15 protein-coding genes are annotated in these 17,034 nt (G+C 58.7%); 9 read left to right on the top strand and 6 right to left on the bottom strand.

What is annotated here, in order from left to right; translation table 11 throughout:
• Nucleotides 1-72 precede the first annotated feature (72 nt).
• Genes KYE_RS15545 through KYE_RS15560 form a run of 4 tightly spaced genes read left to right on the top strand, consistent with a single transcriptional unit; the run spans nucleotide 73 to nucleotide 3,887 of the window.
• Nucleotides 73-855, top strand: coding sequence for a (Fe-S)-binding protein (locus tag KYE_RS15545; RefSeq protein WP_008175233.1), 783 nt, complete (start codon nucleotides 73-75; stop codon nucleotides 853-855).
• On the top strand, nucleotides 848-2,287 hold the full coding sequence (locus KYE_RS15550) for a LutB/LldF family L-lactate oxidation iron-sulfur protein (RefSeq protein WP_008175234.1): 1,440 nt from the start codon (nucleotides 848-850) through the stop codon (nucleotides 2,285-2,287). Before KYE_RS15545 ends, KYE_RS15550 begins: the two co-directional genes overlap by 8 nt.
• On the top strand, nucleotides 2,284-2,937 hold the full coding sequence (locus KYE_RS15555; protein ID WP_008175252.1) for a LutC/YkgG family protein: 654 nt from the start codon (nucleotides 2,284-2,286) through the stop codon (nucleotides 2,935-2,937). Before KYE_RS15550 ends, KYE_RS15555 begins: the two co-directional genes overlap by 4 nt.
• Nucleotides 2,934-3,887, top strand: coding sequence for a DMT family transporter (locus KYE_RS15560; RefSeq protein WP_008175254.1), 954 nt, complete (start codon nucleotides 2,934-2,936; stop codon nucleotides 3,885-3,887). Before KYE_RS15555 ends, KYE_RS15560 begins: the two co-directional genes overlap by 4 nt.
• A 6-nt stretch (nucleotides 3,888-3,893) precedes the next feature.
• On the opposite strand, the gene gloA is transcribed toward KYE_RS15560, so the two are convergent.
• Entirely contained in the window at nucleotides 3,894-4,442 is a 549-nt protein-coding gene (gene gloA / locus KYE_RS15565) for a lactoylglutathione lyase (protein WP_008175256.1), read from the bottom strand.
• A 291-nt stretch (nucleotides 4,443-4,733) separates the two neighbouring features.
• Complete coding sequence (locus KYE_RS15570; RefSeq protein ID WP_008175258.1) at nucleotides 4,734-5,870, bottom strand: alkane 1-monooxygenase; 1,137 nt, start codon at nucleotides 5,868-5,870, stop codon at nucleotides 4,734-4,736.
• A gap of 251 nt (nucleotides 5,871-6,121) precedes the next feature.
• Here KYE_RS15570 and KYE_RS15575 point away from each other — a divergent pair, with 251 nt between their 5' ends.
• From KYE_RS15575 to KYE_RS15590, 4 genes are all read left to right on the top strand, one after another.
• On the top strand, nucleotides 6,122-6,781 hold the full coding sequence (locus KYE_RS15575; RefSeq protein ID WP_008175260.1) for a GntR family transcriptional regulator: 660 nt from the start codon (nucleotides 6,122-6,124) through the stop codon (nucleotides 6,779-6,781).
• A 97-nt stretch (nucleotides 6,782-6,878) separates the two neighbouring features.
• Nucleotides 6,879-7,937: a lysylphosphatidylglycerol synthase transmembrane domain-containing protein gene (locus KYE_RS15580; protein ID WP_008175262.1), complete on the top strand. Its 1,059-nt coding sequence runs from the start codon at nucleotides 6,879-6,881 to the stop codon at nucleotides 7,935-7,937.
• Nucleotides 7,934-10,177 carry a glycosyltransferase gene (locus KYE_RS15585; RefSeq protein WP_008175264.1) on the top strand — a complete coding sequence of 748 codons (2,244 nt, stop codon included), beginning with the start codon at nucleotides 7,934-7,936 and terminating at the stop codon, nucleotides 10,175-10,177. Before KYE_RS15580 ends, KYE_RS15585 begins: the two co-directional genes overlap by 4 nt.
• A 103-nt stretch (nucleotides 10,178-10,280) precedes the next feature.
• Complete coding sequence (locus KYE_RS15590) at nucleotides 10,281-11,228, top strand: YbgA family protein (protein ID WP_008175265.1); 948 nt, start codon at nucleotides 10,281-10,283, stop codon at nucleotides 11,226-11,228.
• Between the two features lie 51 nt (nucleotides 11,229-11,279).
• Here KYE_RS15590 and KYE_RS15595 read toward each other — a convergent pair whose 3' ends face one another.
• The 3 genes from KYE_RS15595 to KYE_RS15605 all read right to left on the bottom strand — a co-directional run bounded on the left by KYE_RS15595 (nucleotide 11,280) and on the right by KYE_RS15605 (nucleotide 13,919).
• On the bottom strand, nucleotides 11,280-12,011 hold the full coding sequence (locus tag KYE_RS15595; protein ID WP_008175266.1) for a YdiY family protein: 732 nt from the start codon (nucleotides 12,009-12,011) through the stop codon (nucleotides 11,280-11,282).
• A 21-nt stretch (nucleotides 12,012-12,032) separates the two neighbouring features.
• Nucleotides 12,033-13,052, bottom strand: coding sequence for a rhodanese-related sulfurtransferase (locus KYE_RS15600; protein ID WP_008175267.1), 1,020 nt, complete (start codon nucleotides 13,050-13,052; stop codon nucleotides 12,033-12,035).
• A 135-nt stretch (nucleotides 13,053-13,187) separates the two neighbouring features.
• Nucleotides 13,188-13,919: a DsbA family protein gene (locus KYE_RS15605; protein WP_008175268.1), complete on the bottom strand. Its 732-nt coding sequence runs from the start codon at nucleotides 13,917-13,919 to the stop codon at nucleotides 13,188-13,190.
• Between the two features lie 126 nt (nucleotides 13,920-14,045).
• Between KYE_RS15605 and KYE_RS15610 the strand changes: the two genes are divergently transcribed.
• On the top strand, nucleotides 14,046-15,020 hold the full coding sequence (locus tag KYE_RS15610) for an NAD(P)H-dependent flavin oxidoreductase (RefSeq protein ID WP_008175269.1): 975 nt from the start codon (nucleotides 14,046-14,048) through the stop codon (nucleotides 15,018-15,020).
• On the opposite strand, the gene KYE_RS15615 is transcribed toward KYE_RS15610, so the two are convergent.
• Nucleotides 15,017-16,957 carry a methyl-accepting chemotaxis protein gene (locus KYE_RS15615; protein WP_008175270.1) on the bottom strand — a complete coding sequence of 647 codons (1,941 nt, stop codon included), beginning with the start codon at nucleotides 16,955-16,957 and terminating at the stop codon, nucleotides 15,017-15,019. The genes KYE_RS15610 and KYE_RS15615 overlap by 4 nt on opposite strands.
• Nucleotides 16,958-17,034 lie beyond the last annotated feature (77 nt).

Consider the following 17,034-nt stretch of genomic DNA (forward strand, 5'->3'; position numbering starts at 1 on the left):
TCGTCTGGCAACACCGCGCTCGCCACCCTATTATTGCTGGATAACAATTCAAAAACCGTTGAGCATCCGCACATGGTTGATCCGATCAAGGTTTATCCTGCAAAACCCGCGAAAGTCTATTTCTACGGCACCTGCCTGGTGGACATGTTCTACCCCGATGCGGGCATTGCCGGCGTGGAACTTCTGGAGCGTGAAGGCATTGAGGTGCTGTTTCCCCAGAACCAGACCTGCTGTGGCCAGCCAGCCTACACTTCCGGTTATCACGACGAGGCCCGATCAGTAGCCAGGGCCCAGCTCGACCTGTTCCCCGGCGACTGGCCCATTGTGGTGCCATCCGGCTCCTGTGGCGGGATGATGCGCAAGCACTACCCTGACCTTTTCAAGGACACCACGGATGAGGTGAAAGCCGCTGAGGTTGCGGGCCGGGTCTGGGAGCTGACGGATTTTCTGCTCAATGTTTGCCACATCAAACTTGAAGATTTGGGCGAACCCACCACCGTGGCCATGCACACCTCCTGCTCCGCCCGCCGGGAAATGGGCGTGGCCGAGGTTGGACCCAAACTGCTGGGACAACTCAAAAACGTGAACCTGGTAGAGCAGATCCGGCCGGAGGAATGCTGCGGGTTTGGCGGCACCTTTGCGGTTCGCCACCCGGAGATTTCCAGCGCCATGGTGAGCGAGAAGGTGGATGCACTGGTGGATACCGGCACCAGGCAGTTTGTCACCACCGATTGCGGCTGCCTGATGAACATCGCCGGCTACGCCGAGAAAAACCAGAAGCCTGTTGAAGGCCAGCACATTCTCAGTTTCCTGTGGTCGCGCACCCAGGGCAAAGGGGGCAGCAGTCATGAGTGAGACAGCCGAGCACACTGGCCATCACATCGACGTGAAAGAGTTCCATCCGCGGGCTCAGGCGGCCATTCACGACCCCAAGATCCGCAAGAATTTCCGCAGCGCCATGGACGGGCTGATGTCCAAGCGCAAGACGGCGTTCGAGGGCTGGGATCTGGAAACCCTCCGGGATCTGGGTGCCAACGTTCGCCTCCGCGCCCTGGCCAACCTGCCAGATTTGCTGGAGCAGCTTGAGAAAAAGCTGATCGAAAACGGCATCAGGGTGCACTGGGCGGTGGATGGCGATGAGGCCTGCCGGATTGTGCGGGACATCTGCAAGGCCCGGGATGCCAAGACGGTGATCAAGGGCAAGTCCATGGTCTCCGAGGAAATGGAGCTGAACCATTACCTGGAGGAACAGGGGATCGAAGCCCTGGAATCGGACCTGGGCGAGTACATTGTGCAGTTGGCGGATGAAACGCCATCACACATTATCATGCCGGCGATTCACAAGAACACTGGAGAGATCTCCCAGTTGCTGCACGAGAAAACCGGCACGGATCTGTCCAACGATGTGGAATACCTCACCGCCAGTGCCCGCCTGCAATTGCGGGAAAAGTTCATGAATGCCGATGTGGGCGTTTCGGGGGTTAACTTTGCGGTGGCGGAGACCGGCACCCTATGCCTGGTGGAAAACGAAGGCAATGGCCGGATGACCACCACGGTGCCCAAGTGCCATATTGCCGTTACCGGCATAGAAAAGGTGGTGCCGAGCATGGAGGACGTCTCTGCCCTGCTCGCCCTGCTGACCCGGTCTGCTACCGGCCAGCACATCACCACCTACTTCAACATGATTTCCGGCCCGCGCAAGGCCGAGGAGCTGGACGGGCCCGAAGAAGTGCATCTGGTGCTGGTGGATAACGGCCGCTCGTCGATCTACCAGGACGACGAGCTGCTGGACACCCTGCGCTGCATCCGTTGCGGCGCCTGCATGAACCACTGCCCGGTGTACACACGGGTAGGCGGCCATGCCTATGGCACCACCTATCCGGGCCCGATCGGCAAGATCCTGATGCCGCACCTGATTGGCCTGGACGAAGGCCGGCACCTGCCCAGCGCCTCCAGTCTGTGTGGCGCCTGTGGCGAGGTCTGCCCGGTGAAAATCCCCATTCCCGATCTGTTGGTGCGACTGCGCCAGGAATCGGTGGATGGCGACAAGCTCCACCCGGCCAAGGTCCGTGGCCACGGGGCCAAGCGAAGCTCAATGGAAGCGATGATCTGGAAAGGCTGGGCCTGGATGCACGCCAGCCCCGGCATTTATCGCTTCGGCACCGGTGCCGCCAGCAAATTCAGGGCATTGCAGCCCTCGAAAGCGGGCGCCTGGACCGATTACCGCACGCCCCCCAAACTGGCGGCCAAAACCCTGCACCAGCGAATGAAGGAGCGTGGCCAATGAGTTCCCGGGAAACGATTCTTCAGCGTCTGCGCAACCGAACCGGCGGTGAACTGACGGTGCCGGAGTGCGACTTTTCAGTTCTGGTACGGGATGACTGGTCGACAAAGGAGCGTATCGAGCGGTTCGAGAAGATGATCGAGTCGGTCCACGGCGAGGTGCACCACTGCACCGAAGACATGTGGATGGAACGCCTGGCGGAGGTGCTGAACACCCGCGGGGCCAGGAATCTGCTGATTCCAAAACAACACGAAATCGGACAGTCACTTCGCACTGCCGGTCGTAACGATCTGCCGGAACTGTTGATCTACGACGAGCCTATCGAAAGCTGGCAGTCGCATTTGTTCAACGAGGTGGACGCCAGCATTACGTCCACCCGCGGCGGTATTGCCGAAACCGGCTCGCTGATCCTGTGGCCAAACGAGGACGAGCCACGGCTAATGAGCCTGGTGCCGCCGGTGCACATTGCCGTGCTCCGGGCCGCGGAGCTCTATACCACCTTCCACGAAGCCATGAAGGCCCAGAACTGGGCTGCTGGCATGCCGACCAATGCCCTGCTAATCTCTGGCCCTTCCAAAACCGCCGACATCGAGCAAACCCTTGCCTACGGTGTTCACGGTCCCAAAGAGCTTATTGTGTTGATTATTGAATGATCCAAGGCGCCCTGTTGATCGCCCTGGCTGCCCTGCTATGGGCGACCACGGGCATTGTTGCGAAATTTCTGTTTACCGGTACCGAACTGCAGGCCATTACGTTGGGCTTCCTGCGACTGGCGGTGGCCTTGCCGTTTTTCTGGCTACTGATGCGGCGGGAGCAGATACGCCTTGAGCGCGCCAACCCGGGCGCCAGAGTGCCCGGCAGTTCGCTACGGAGCCTCACCCGCAAGACCCTGATTCCGCTGGCAGCCCTTGGCCTGTTCCAGGCGTTCTACCAGGGCAGCTACCTTCTGGCCGTGGACCTCACCGGTGCCGGCATCGCCACCCTGATCGCGCTCTGCCTTCCGCCAGTACTGGTGGCAATTCTTGCTGCGCCTCTTCTGGGAGAGAAGCCCAGCCTTTTGACGGTTCTGTCGCTGTTTGCCGCCATCGCGGGCACGGGCATGCTGGTTCTCAGCGATATGGACACCACCGGTACACTTCGGCTAGCGGGCATTCTGGTGGCGTTACTGGCCGCCTGTGTGTACACCGGTTTTACGCTCACCAGCCGTTACAGCTCTGCTGGCACCCCGGTGTTTACGACGGCGTTTATCTGCTTCTTCACGGCGGCGCTGATTCTGTTGCCGGTGGCTGCCCTGTCTGGCGGTTTCGAGGGGCTGGAAACTCTCAGTATCGGGCACTGGCTGATGGTGGTGTATGTGGGGGTGGTGCCAACCTGTATTGGCTATGTGTGTTTTTTCTCTGGCATGAAAACGACACCGGCCACGCTCTCCAGCATCATCGTGACTCTGGAACCGCTGTTTGTGGCGCTGCTGGCCTGGGTGTTTCTGGAGGAGATTCTGGGGCCGATTGGTATTGCGGGGGCACTGATTCTGACCGCAGCGGTGGTGGTGGCCTCCCGCTACGGCCGTAAACCCGCAGCCGGCCAGGAGGCCGGTGCGGAGTAAGGAAGATCAGTCTTCCTTGCGCTGTTTCTCAAGCATGTCCGGCTGCAGGATTTCAATCCAGTAGCCGTCCGGGTCTTTGATAAAGGCCAGGCCTTTCATCTTGCCGTCGTCCGGCTTTTTCACAAACTCCACACCGAGCTTTTCAAAGCGGTCGCAGGCGGCGTAAACGTCTGGCACCGCTACGCCGATGTGGCCGAAGCCCTGAGGTTCGTCGTTGCCATTGTGGTAGCCGAAGTCGTTGTCGTCTTCGGTGCCCCAGTTGTGGGTGAGCTCAAGCATGGCTTCGCGGCCGAAGGTGTAGGTGGTGCGGTGGGCATCGTCCTGCGGCACGAGGCCGGCCTGGCGATCATCCAGGTAGCCAAGGAAATACAGGGTGAACTTCATTTCGGGGAAGTCCAGTTTGCGAACGAGGCGCATGCCCATCACTCGGGTGTAGAAGTCCATGGAGCGCTCGGGTTCCTTGATGCGCATCATGGTCTGGTTGAAGACGTAACCTTCGGTTTCGGGAACGGTTTCTTCGTATAGGCCAGGGGCCTGTTCGAAATGCTTGGGCATGTTGGTTTTCCCTTTTTTTCGCAGGATTCAAAGGTTATACCTGTGTGCGTTTCAGGGGGATTTCAAGGGCGTGAAAAAAGACCCCGGGGCCAGAGACGAACCGCCGGGGTCTTGAGGGCCGGTTTTTTAGGCCGGCGTTTCTTCAGAGACGCTCTGAAGATCGGTGGCTGGCAGGGCCATGAGGGGGTTCTTTCTTCCGGGAATCCGAACTCGCTTCGCTCAGACAGTCGTTTCCCTGCAGAAAGAACCCCCTCACACCCCTGCCGACCGAACCTTTGGAGTGGCCCGCTTTCAGGCCAACTGGTGTTCTTCTCCTTCGTAATAAGCCTCTACCCTTGGGTTCATTACCCGCCGCCAGAGTGGGGGGAACATTGCCAGGACGATCATTGCGGAGTAGCCGGCCGGTAGTTGGGGAGCCACGTCGTGGTGGCGGAGGATCTGGTATCTGCGTTTGGCCCAGGCGTGGTGGTCGCTGTGGCGTTGGAGGTGGAACAGGAAGACGTTGGTGAGGAAGTAGTTGCTGTTCCAGCTGTGTTCGGGGCCGGTGCGTTCGTAGCGGCCGTTTTCGAGTTTTCTCCGGTGCAGGCCGTAGTGTTCGAGGTAGTTGACGATTTCCAGGAGGGTGAAGGCGATAAAGCTCTGGCCCAGGAAGAAGACGGCGCCGAGCCAGCCGAAGGCGATGGTGAAACCAGCCAGTGCCAGGGCGCTGATGCTGTACCACCAGATCAGTTCGTTGCGCCAGCTGAGGGCTTTGTGGCCTTTGCGTTGCAGGCGTTCGGCTTCCAGTTTCCAGGCATTCAGGAAGTTGCGCATGTAGGCCTGGGGCAAGAAGTTATACAGGGACTGGTTGTAGCGTGACGAGGAGGCATCTTCCGGGGTGGAGACGTGTACGTGGTGGCCGCGCAGGTGTTCGACTTTGAAACCGGCGTAGCAGACCAGTGACAGCAGGAAGCCGCCGGCCCGAGTTTCGAGTTTTTCGTCTTTGTGGATGAGTTCGTGGGCGACGTTGATGCCGAGGCCTCCGACGATGCCGATGGAGACGATCCAGCCAATACTGCCCACCAGGCTGAAGGTGCCGGACGCCAGTTCCAGCATGCTCCAGACCAGTAAGGCTGCAAAGCCTGCCACCCAGCCCAGGGTAATGGCTTTATAGAACCGTTCGCCGACCATCCGCGGCACGTCGGTTTCTTCATCCGGGTTCAGGGAATCCTTGCCGAGCAGCATGTCCAGTACCGGGATGATCCCGAACACGACCACGGGGACGCCCCAGGAAAACAGGTTCACCAGATCAGTGGCCTGGCCGGCGGCCAGCAGCAGAGGCGGCAGCAACAGGGGCACCATGGCGATCAGGTAGCTGTACTTCTTGAGGGTCAGCAATATCCTTCGGCGGGTGGCCTCGCGATTGACCGATAACTGCGTTGTGCTCATTGGGTTCTCTCCATCAAATGCTTGTTGGTGAAACTCTGATCACCTGTTGTTTTCTGCATTATTGTCCTACAGTACATCAGTCGTCAACATTTCTGGCGAGGTTTTTTGACAATTGTCAGGAAGCCCCGCCGAATCAAGGCGTTGTCGCTATCGCACTCCGAGGCTGTGATAAACTCATGCGCATATACTCTTCCGCCGGTCGGCTTACTGCAGCAGCCGACCGGTTTTTACGACCTGTCCAGAGAGCCTTTATGGATTTTCAGGTGCCGAACACACTGGCCGAGCAGATTGCCAATTACCTTGCAGAACGGATCATGACCGGGCAGATTCGTCCGGGTGAGCGGATTCAGGAGGCCACGCTCGCCGGTAAACTGAAGGTGAGCCGGGCATCGGTGAAGGAAGCCCTGTACACCCTGGAGCGCTGGCATCTGGTGGAGATCACGCCCCGTAAGGGCGCTTCGGCAACCCGGCTGGATGCGGCCCATGCTTCGGAGCTCTACGATGTTTATATGCACTTGCTGATGATGATGGCGGTGCGTTTGTGCGAGCGCTGGCAGGAACGCGACAAGCCTCTGGTGCTTGGGGCGGTGAGCAAGGTTGTTGACAAGATAAACGACGGATCTGCCGACATCTCCGGGGTGGTTGAGGCGAGTTTTGATGTGATGGATGCCTGTTGTGAGGTGGTGGGGAATCCGTATCTCACGGAGGCACTGTCGAATTTCAAGCCGGCGGTCAGTCGGGCCTATTATCTGAGTGCCGATCGGTATCGTCGAGGTTTGACGCAGACCAGTGAGTTTTTTGCCAATCTGCCGCAGGCGGTGCTGGCGCGGGATTCGGTTAAGGCGCAGGCGTTGATTCGGGAGTTTGCGGAGCACCAGAAGTCTCTCATTCACCAGGCTCTGACTTCTTAACCTCGACCCTGGAATCCATGGGGTTCGCCGCCAGCGACACTGGACACCCACCACACCCTACGCTGTAAACTGCCCGTCTCACTCTGACGGGCAGCCCATGACTGACTCCACGGACATCAACCATTCGAAGCGTGCCTCGGGAAAAAGGCTGGCGGTTTTCAGTCTGTTGTTTGTGGCGCTCACCGCTGCCGGGCTGTATGCCGTTTACCATCTGTTCGCCGAACGCACCCTTACCTTCGATACCAGGCTGATCGCTCCGGGAACCCTGTTATCGGTGGCTGGCCTTCTGCTGGTTTATTTCATCTCGGATGGCCTTCGGCTCTATTTTACCCTGAGAGCCCTGGGGCACCGGCTTCCCCTGCCGGCCATGGTGCGGCTGGTGTTTATCAATCTGTTCTTTTCCAACATCACGCCGATGGCCACCGGGGGCGGTTTCGCCCAGATCTGGTTTCTGAGCCACCATGGCGTTCCGATTGGGCGTGCGACGGCTGCGACCACGATCCGGACGATCCTGGCGGTGCTGTTCATATTTTCGCTGACGCCGGTATTCCTGCTCACGCTCAAACCCCTGGACGGCAATTCCATCACTGGCGATATCGGCACCGCTCTGGCAGTTCTGATTGTGTTGTACCTCGGCTTTTTCCTGGTTCTGCTGCTCCGGACCCGCTGGCTGATCGGCCCCCTGGCCCGGCTGCTGAGGGCCGCGCGTCGGCTCCATCTGATCAGTGAACCCCGCCATCGGCGCTGGCAGTTCAAGGCACGCCGGGAAATGCTGCGGCTGTCACGGAGCTTTGGTGATTACCTGCGTGGTGCTCCGGTGTTCGTCTGGCTGTCCATCCTGTTCACCGCCGTGTTTCTGCTTAGCCTGTTCAGCTTCCCGGCGCTGCTGATGCACAGCCTGGACTACAGTGTTGATTATGTGATGTCCGTGGGCCTGCTGGTTGTGACCACCTTCGTGATGTACTTCTCGCCCACGCCGGGCGCCTCAGGCATCTCGGAGGGTGTTTTCGGGAGCTTCTTCCGGGATATCCTCTCGGGAAACCACCTGATTCTGGTCATCGTCTGCTGGCGTCTGCTGACCATCTATCTGGGCATGATTATCGGGCTGGTGGTGCTACAGAAGGAACTTGTTGCCAATCGCAGGAGAGCCGGATGATCTTCCGAAACCCACTCAAGCTGCTGTTTTACCTCTGTCTTCTGGTGGTGTTTCTGCTGGTTGGCTACAAAACCTACCTGAATCTGTTCACGGAGGATTTCGAGGGGGTTCATACCGAGCAGGTAGAACGGATTTATCAGGCACTTGAACCCGGCGAGCCCTTCAGTTTCGCGGTGGTGGGCAATATCAATAATTCGGTGGGCATCTTCGAGGACCGCATCATCCCGGAGCTGAATCGATCCGGGCTGGATTTTCTGGTTTCGGCGGGGAACGCTGTCAGTGGTGGCGGCGAAGACAAGTACCGGGCACTCTACGGCACTCTGAGCCACCTGGAGATCCCCTATCTGCTGACCTTCGGTGCCCACGAGTACGAGGACTTTGGCAGTTTCCGTTTCTACGATCACTTCGGCCCGCACTTCTTCAGTATCGAAGCGGGCAATAGCCGGCTGATTTTTCTGGACAGCACCGGTAAAACTCCCTGGCGCTGGCAGATCCGCTGGCTGAAGGATTTGCTGGCCCAGGACACGTCGAAGGCGAGGATCTTGTTCATCGGGCACCCTCCCCTTCATCCGGACGAGAATGCCCCGTTCGACCAGAAGGATGATTACCTGGCGCCGCCCGAGTTCCGGGACGCCCTTCTACAGGCCATCGAGGAGCATGACGTTGACCGGGTATTTTCAGCCAACCTCTCGCTCTATTCGGAAAAGACGGTAGAAGACACCACCTTCGTTACCACGGGTGGCGCCGGTGGCCTGGTTATGAACAACGACACCAGTTTCTATCACTACGTGCAGGTGAATGTAGACTCAGATGGCGAGGTAACACACCGTCTGCAGCGACTGGAAGTGGGCCAGCACCCGGTTCTGAAGCGGCTGGAAAGTCTCTGGTTCTTTATCTACTCCCTGTTCTACACCGGTTACCTCAACTTTATTCTGATCGTCGCCGTGTTTGCGGCCATTGCGATCAAGCTGTACGGCGCCATTTTCATCGGCAAGGATTATTACCCGGACTACGACCTGGACCCCTCGCCCTGGCTGGACAAACCGATGCGGGTGGCCATGTTTACCAACAACTACCTGCCCTTCATCGGCGGGGTACCCATTTCCATTGAACGCCTGCGCCGGGGCCTGGAAGCGCTTGGCGATAAACTGCTGGTCGTGGCGCCCCGCTACAAGGGGCAGCCGGAAACCGAATCCCACGTTTTGCGAGTGCCCTCGCTACTGGCCATGGGCGAGAAGCGGGAATTCCGGCTGGCCAATATTTTCCTCGGGCGGATTCGCAAACGGGTTCGGGCGTTCAAGCCGGATATCATCCATCTGCACCATCCGTTCTGGCTGGGGTCGCTGGGCCTGTTCGTGGCTCGCACCCTGAATATCCCGGCCATATACACCTACCATACCCGCCTGGAGCATTACGCCCACTTCGTGCCGCTACCCGGCATGCTGTTCCGGAACCTGATTTCGCACGCGCTGATCAAACGCTTTGCCAACAAGTGCGACGGTGTGATCGTGCCTACCTACTCCACGGAGGAATATCTGCGGATGATCGGGGTTAAAACACCGACCTTCGTGCAGCCTACCGGCATTGAATATCACAAGTTCCAGGAGGTTCAGGAAAAGGACGTCGAGCAACTCCGGGAGAAGCTGAAGCTCAGGAATGAGAAAGTGTTTGTCAGTGTTTCCCGGCTCTCGAACGAGAAAAACATCGACTTCATGATTGAGGCCATTGATGCCCTGCGGCGGGAAACCCATGTGCCCTTCCGGTTCCTGATGATCGGCGATGGCCACCAAAAGGACCGCTTGCAGAAGAAGATCGAAGACCTGGGACTTCAACAACACTTCACCCTTGTTGGTGCCGTGCCGCCGGACGAAATGGCCACCTGGTACCGACTGGGGGATGCCTTCCTGTTCGCCTCCATCTCCGAAACCCAGGGCATGGTAATTCTGGAGGCGATGGCTGCCGGTTTGCCGGTCGTAGCGGTTCGCTCCAGTGGCATTGAAGACGTTGTCCGACACGGGTTCAACGGCTTCAAGACGCCGGAAAAACAGGACCAGTGGCGGGCGCAAGTCAAAAAGCTACTGGAAGACGACGATCTGCGTGAAAAACTCTCCGAACAGGCCCTGGAATTTGCCAGGGACTACTCAGTGGAGCAGTTCGCCCAAGACGTCCGCACCATCTACGCCACCACACTCGCCATGGCCGCGAAGAAACGAAAAGGCTCGATAATCCATCCTGAATAGGTGGGGTTACAGTTTTCCGCAGCGGCCTGATCGGGCTAGACTGAATTCACGTATTACAAAGACAGTTTTAGCTATCAGACCTGGTTAATTATCGGAGACTAACGTGAGCGGCATCCCCGTCGGAATCAGCACCTGCCTGCTGGGCAAGGAAGTTCGCCATGATGGCGGCCATAAACATTCCCGCTACTGCACCCAGGTGCTCTCGAAACACTTTGATTTCCGCTCCATCTGCCCGGAGCTGGAAGCGGGCCTGGGCGTTCCGCGCCCGGCGATCCACCTGCGCGAATACAGTGATGGCCTGCGCCTGATCGAGACCAAGGGCGCGGCGGACCATACCGACGCCATGCAGGGCTTTATCGAACAGGTGATGCCGACCCTGGCAGACCTTCGTGGTTACATCCTGATGGCCAAGTCCCCGAGCTGTGGCATGGAGCGGATCAAGGTACATAACGAGGATGGCAATGTAACCCGCCGGGATGGCCGGGGCATGTTTGCCGAGGCGCTGCTGAAGGCCTACCCTCTGATGCCGGTGGAAGAGGAAGGCCGACTGAACGACAACATGATCCGGGAGAATTTCGTTGAAAGAGTTTTCGCCTACGACGACTGGATGCAGAACGTGGCCGGAGACAAGCTCTCGGCCAGGGCGCTGATTGAATTCCATACCCGCCACAAATTCCAGCTTCTGGCTCACTCCGAAAAGATCTACCGCCAGCTTGGTCCGATGCTTGGAGACCTGAAGTCCGAGCCGTTGGAAGACATTGCCGAACGCTATATCCACCAGTTCATGGAGGCCATGAGCAAGAAGGTAAGCCGGGGTTCACACATGAACGCCATGCAGCATCTGATGGGCTACCTCAGGGATTCCATGGGCGATGAAGACCGCAAGGTGTTGATGGAGCAGATGGAGGCCTACCATCGTGGCGAGGTACCGCTGGTGGTTCCCATGACGCTGCTGCGTATGGCCCAAAGAAGGGAGCCGGTGGATTACCTGCATGCCCAGCAGTATTTGACGCCCTACCCAGATGAGCTGGGGCTGCGTAACAACGTCTGAAGATAAAGTTGGGGTCAGATGAAATTTTCATCTGACCCCGAATTCACGCAGTTAGAAACCGTAGAGCAGCGAGAGTGACGTTTCGGTGTCGGTGTTTTCGGAGCCGGCCGGAGCGTCAGACACGTGCTTGACCCGGAAAGCAGCCTTCATGGAGAGATTCCCCACCACGTTCGCCTGCAGCGATGTTTCCGATTCGGTCACCGTGTTGTTTTCGTCCAGGCCAACTTCGGTACTGAGCTTCTGACGGAACAGGGAATTTTCCGAAAGGGCGTAATCAAACTGGCCAGCAAGGCGGGCGATGGCCTCTTCCTCGGTATCCTCGCCTTCCGCATTCACCATATCCAGCTTGTTGTAGCGGTAACCGGCGCCTACTGAGAGGTCCAGAAACGAGCGATCTCCGGAGTTCCAGACCCGGTTGCCGTAACCCGTGGTTACGGTTGATTCGAAGTCGTAGCCGGAGAAGCGATCGTCTTCATAGGAGCCACGGAGAAACCAGTACCGGTTCTCGGCGAACTTGTAGTCGGTCTCCAGGGCGGCCTGATATTTCTCGGCAGTGGTTTCGTCTTCAGTCTCGGAATAGTTGGTGCGGAATTCGCCGGTGTTACGCCAGGTTTCGACTTCATGGACCAACCCCAGGCGACCCTTGATGTTGGTCTCTTCGGTAGTGCCCGAGGTGATCAACACACCCAGCTCGGTTTCGCCCTTCCAGTTGTCTGCCTCCTGCGCACTGGCAAAGGGCGCGATTGCAACTGCGGTAATGGCTACAGCCTGTCGTAAATCCATGAAGTCTCCTTTGGGGGTTGGTCAGGCGCCCTCGGTGCTCCTCGCCCTCTCGCCATCGAGGCTTTTCCGGGCCTGACGTTCTCTTTCAGCCTTTTTCCGGGCCTTGCGCTCGGCAATGATGCGCGCGGCTTCACCACCAACGTGGGCTTCGCCCCGCTCCTCTGCCAGACGCATCTGGCGTTCACGCTCGGCAAACCGGGCTTTCTGCTCTTCGGTCAGCGATTCGATGCACTGATGGCAGCTCACACCCTGTTCATATTCGGGGCGCTGCTTGTCTTCTTCGGTAATCGGCCTGCGGCAGGCATGGCACTGGTCGTAATCGCCACGCTCCAGCCGGTGGTTAACCGTTACCCGGTCATCAAAAACAAAGCACTCTCCGTGCCACAGGCTCTGCTCTTCCGGTACCTCTTCCAGGTATTTCAGGATGCCACCCTTGAGGTGATAGACCTCCTCGAAACCCTGCTCCTTCAGATACGCGGTGGATTTCTCGCAGCGGATTCCACCGGTACAGAACATCGCCACCTTCTTGTGCTTCGAAGGATCCAGGTTCTGTTTCACGTATTCCGGGAACTCCCGGAAGGTATCCGTGGCCGGATTGACGGCATTTTCAAAGGTGCCGATTTCCACTTCGTACTGGTTGCGGGTATCCACCAGCACCACATCCGGATCGGAAATCAGTTTGTTCCATTCTTTCGGATCCACATACGTGCCGACAATCCGCTTCGGATCAATACCGTCCACACCCATGGTGACGATCTCTTTCTTGAGCTTCACTTTGGTGCGTTTGAACGGCTGGATGTCCACAAAGGACTCTTTGTAATCAATGCCGTCGAACCGCTCGTCGCTGGCGATCCAGGCTTTCACGGCATCAATGCCTTCGCGGCTGCCGGCAATGGTACCGTTGATGCCTTCGCGCGCCAGCAGCAAAGTGCCATGCACGTCTTTATCAAGCATCAGATCCAGCAGCGGCTGGCGGAGGGATTTGTAATCGTTCAGGACTGCGAACTTGTACAGTGCGCAGACAACAACATTGTTGCTCATCATGTTCTCCTGCGGGCCGGACCGTAAATCCGGAGCATGGTTTAGAGGTTCATCTGAGGCGGGAGCCTGAGAGGGCGCAAATTTTAACCAACTCAGGCTCACGATCAAGTGCGGGGTTACCCGGGGTTCAACAGGTCACTCCGCCCCGTTGGCCAGTTCGCGCTCAACGACGGCGGAAAGTTGGCCCCAGCCGGGACGGGTCAGGCGGATGTTATCCACCAGAACCGTCGGCGTACTGGTTACCCGAAGCTGCATGGCCACTTGGCGGCTCTGCTCGACAGCTTCCCGGTGCAACTCGGTGGTCATGCACCGGCGGAAGCGCCGCTCTTCAAGGCCCAGAGCACCGGCGTAGCGGGTAAAGGTGGCAACCGGATCGTTCGAGCCGCTCCACTCGGTCTGGGAATCGTACAGGCGTTCGTGCATGGCCCAGTAGGCGTCCTGATCCCCGGCACAGCGTGCTGCCTGGGCGGCTGGCATGGCGTTCTGATGCTGCTGTAATGGCAGATCAAAGTAGACAAAGCGAACCTTGCCCTCAGCCACATACTCTTCCTTCAACTGCTTGCTGGCAGAGGCAAAGTTGCCGCAGGCGGGGCATTGATAGTCGGCAAACTCACGCACCACGACCGGTGCGTCGTCGGGACCCACGGAGACACCGAACTGGTCCAACTGGGCGGGGAAGTCCTCGGCATTCGGAGCGGCCACAGGCAGCCCGTCAGACGTTGGTTTTGGTGGAGCGGTCAGGAAAAATACGCCAAGAAGCACTGCCGCAAGCGCAAGCAGTCCGATACCCGCATACAAAAGCTTGTTTGATTTTCCTTTTTGGGGCGGCGGCGCACCGGTTTCCTTGCGACGTTTTGCTTCACCCATGGAGGGACTCCTTATTGTGTTTATGGTTTCCGGAATTAATTAGCTCGCGACCGTTTTCAGATCGAGCGTGGCACGCTAAGATCCTTTATATTCTACAAAAGTTCCAACAAAAATTAAGGAATCCTCATGCCATTGCCCGCTTCCCTGACAGACTCTCTCTCACTGCCCCTGGTGGCCGCACCCATGTTTCTGATCTCTGGGCCCGAACTGGCGCTCGCCTGCTGCAAGCAGGGCATCGTTGGCAGTTTCCCGGCTTTGAACCAACGCACCAGCGAGGGCTTTGAGGAGTGGCTCATCCAGATGAACGAAGAGCTGGCCGCTTACCGAAGCGCCAATCCGGAAGCAAAAACGGCGCCCTACGCCGTGAACCTGATCGTGCACCGGACCAATCCGCGCTGGCAGGCAGACCTGGAACTGTGTGTTAAACACAAGGTGCCCATTATCATCACCTCCCTGGGCGCCGCCAGCCAGGTGGTGGAGGCGGTGCACAGCTACGGCGGGGTGGTGTTCCATGACGTGACCAACCAGAAGCATGCCCGCAAGGCGGCCGAAGCCGGTGTGGACGGCATTATTGCCGTGGCAGCGGGTGCCGGTGGCCATGCGGGCACGATCAACCCGTTCGTTCTGGTGCATGAAATCCGGGAAGTCTTTGACGGCACGATTTTGCTGGCCGGGGGGCTATCCCATGGTGAGGATCTGCTGGCGGCCCAGGCCCTCGGTGCGGACCTGGCCTACCTGGGTACCCGTTTTATAAACACGTTCGAGTCCCAGGCCGATGAGGCCTACCGGAACATGATCATTGAGGCAGTGTCTGGCGACATTATTCATACGCCGGCGGTATCCGGTGTGCCCGCCAGTTTTATGCGCCAGAGCCTGGAAGCGGCCGGCTTCCCCATGGACGAACTGAACCAGGCCGGCGAGATCAACTACGGCGAAAAACTGAAGCCTATTGATGATGAAGCAAAGGCCTGGAAAACCGTGTGGTCCGCCGGCCAGGGGGTCAGCCAGATCCACGACGTGCTGTCCGTCTCGGAACTGGTGAGCCGTCTGACCGAGGAGTACAGAAACGCCCGGGAGCGCCTGTTATCGACAGGTTCCTAAACCTGGAACTGTGAGGCTTTATCCTTCAACGAGGTCAGTGTCCGGGCAATCTGGCCGCTGGCCTCGTCGGAGCGCTCAATGGCTTCCACCGTCTCTCGGGAGGAGCCTGCAATATCGCTCACGCTCACGCTGACCTCACTGGCATGCCGGCCCTGCTCTTCCGCCACGGATGAAATAGCCATGGCCCGATCCTGAAGGCTGCTGAGCAGCTGGTTGATCCGGTCGAAATGCTCGTCAGCCCGACGGAATTCCGACGACGACTCTGCAACCTGGCCTGACACTTCACCGATAGCGCTGACCGCCTGTTGGCTGCCCTTCTGCAAACGCTCAATGATGGACTGGATCTCCGTGGTGGACTCCTGGGTCCGGCTTGCCAGGGTGCGGACCTCATCGGCCACCACGGCGAAGCCCCGGCCGGATTCTCCTGCGCGGGCCGCCTCAATAGCGGCGTTGAGAGCCAGCAGGTTGGTTTGCTCTGCGATGGCACCGATCACCGACAGCACCGAACCGATTTCCTTGCTCTGGTGGTCCAGCTGATTAACCGCATCTACTGCCTGCTCAACGTTACGGACCACCTGATCCAGCCGGTTTCGCACATCCCGGGAAATACCGGCGGTGGCCTCGCTCTCGGAACTGACATTACTCACCGATCCGGCGATGTCCTGTATGTTCTCAGCCACCTCAGAGATGCTGCGGGACATGGCTTCCATGGTGCCGGACACCTCGGCGACGTCCTGCTCCTGACGATTCACCGCGGCCACGGCACTACGGCTTATGTCGCCCTGAGCCTGGGCCTGGCCGGCTGCCGATTCAGCGGACTCTTTCACGTCGGAGACCAGCTCCTGGATTCGTCCAATAAAGCGGTTCACGCCTTGCGCCATTTCCGTGAGCTCATCCTTGCCTTTCATGGAAACCCGGCGGGTGAGATCGGCCTCGCCATCGGCGATACCCCAGATCGCCGAGCTCAAACGGAAAACTCTGGGCAGCAAGCCTCCACCGAGCACCAGGGCCACCAGCAGGATCAGAACCACCACGGAACCGATTGCCAACATGCTCAAATTGGCGGAGAGGCTCGAGGCTTCGGTATTCAACGCCTCCACAGTGTTCTGGATTCTGGAGCGAGTGTCAGCGTCCATACTCGCCAACTGCTGCTGAAGGCGCTGGTTAACCTGCTCGGTTTCTGATTCGAGGGTGTCATGCAGCGCGTCGATGCTGCCGGTGATGGTAGTGCTGAATTCCTGCTCCAGAGCCGCCAGGTCCTGATTGATGCCTTCGAGCGACAGTCCCAGCTTCAGCTGACCAATGGCGGAACCCTGGGGAGCGATATCGGCAGTAATGATGACCACGTTGGGGTCGCGACTTGCCGCATCCAGGACCCGATTTGCCGCACCGCGACCTTCCCCCTGCTCCATTAAGGTGCGCACCCGGTCATCGGTGCGGTCCACATAACGGGTCAGGCGTTCACCGTACTGGTCGTAATACACGGCAAACAGAACCGATTCACGTGCGTCGGCCAGTTCGACAAGATCGGTGAGGCGCGGGACATCCCGATCCCAGATCAGCGGGGCCGCAACAGCGGCGAGGACGTCAGCCAGACCCTGGGCTTCCGCCATTACAGCGGTGCGAACGTTGCCGGCAACGCGTTCCTGCTGCGCCGTCTGCTGGCGGGTGAGTTCGGCGGAGAGTTCCTCGGTGGTCTTCTGCCGCATGGTCTCCAGGCGGGATCGGACATCCTCACGGGTATCACCGAAGGAGGCACTGACCTGCTGGCTGCTGGCCTCAAGGGCGGACCCTGCGGTGTCTACCAGGCGCTCTACCTGGCTGGAAATCAGCCACTGGCTGACCAGGACCTGAACCAGACCGGCAACGACCAGAACAACAAAAACCGGTCGGAGAAGGCGGCTAGAGATCAGCCGCCGGATAAAACTGAGTGACATACGGACTCCGCTAGCATGTGTGCTTCATGCATCCTGCACAGTCGGCAACAGCGTCCCTGCCTGGCGTGTCCGTATGT

Origin of the sequence: Marinobacter manganoxydans MnI7-9, from assembly GCF_000235625.1 — a bacterium.
GTDB lineage: Bacteria > Pseudomonadota > Gammaproteobacteria > Pseudomonadales > Oleiphilaceae > Marinobacter > Marinobacter manganoxydans.

Bases quoted from the DNA above. Each gene is read 5' to 3' on its own strand.
- KYE_RS15550 (WP_008175234.1), top strand. From the start codon at position 848: ATGAGTGAGACAGCCGAGCACACTGGCCATCACATCGACGTGAAAGAG.
- KYE_RS15605 (WP_008175268.1), bottom strand. From the start codon at position 13,919: ATGGGTGAAGCAAAACGTCGCAAGGAAACCGGTGCGCCGCCGCCCCAA.
- KYE_RS15560 (WP_008175254.1), top strand. From the start codon at position 2,934: ATGATCCAAGGCGCCCTGTTGATCGCCCTGGCTGCCCTGCTATGGGCG.
- KYE_RS15575 (WP_008175260.1), top strand. From the start codon at position 6,122: ATGGATTTTCAGGTGCCGAACACACTGGCCGAGCAGATTGCCAATTAC.
- KYE_RS15600 (WP_008175267.1), bottom strand. From the start codon at position 13,052: ATGAGCAACAATGTTGTTGTCTGCGCACTGTACAAGTTCGCAGTCCTG.
- gloA (WP_008175256.1), bottom strand. From the start codon at position 4,442: ATGCCCAAGCATTTCGAACAGGCCCCTGGCCTATACGAAGAAACCGTT.
- KYE_RS15595 (WP_008175266.1), bottom strand. From the start codon at position 12,011: ATGGATTTACGACAGGCTGTAGCCATTACCGCAGTTGCAATCGCGCCC.
- KYE_RS15555 (WP_008175252.1), top strand. From the start codon at position 2,284: ATGAGTTCCCGGGAAACGATTCTTCAGCGTCTGCGCAACCGAACCGGC.
- KYE_RS15545 (WP_008175233.1), top strand. From the start codon at position 73: ATGGTTGATCCGATCAAGGTTTATCCTGCAAAACCCGCGAAAGTCTAT.
- KYE_RS15570 (WP_008175258.1), bottom strand. From the start codon at position 5,870: ATGAGCACAACGCAGTTATCGGTCAATCGCGAGGCCACCCGCCGAAGG.
- KYE_RS15610 (WP_008175269.1), top strand. From the start codon at position 14,046: ATGCCATTGCCCGCTTCCCTGACAGACTCTCTCTCACTGCCCCTGGTG.
- KYE_RS15580 (WP_008175262.1), top strand. From the start codon at position 6,879: ATGACTGACTCCACGGACATCAACCATTCGAAGCGTGCCTCGGGAAAA.
- KYE_RS15615 (WP_008175270.1), bottom strand. From the start codon at position 16,957: ATGTCACTCAGTTTTATCCGGCGGCTGATCTCTAGCCGCCTTCTCCGA.
- KYE_RS15585 (WP_008175264.1), top strand. From the start codon at position 7,934: ATGATCTTCCGAAACCCACTCAAGCTGCTGTTTTACCTCTGTCTTCTG.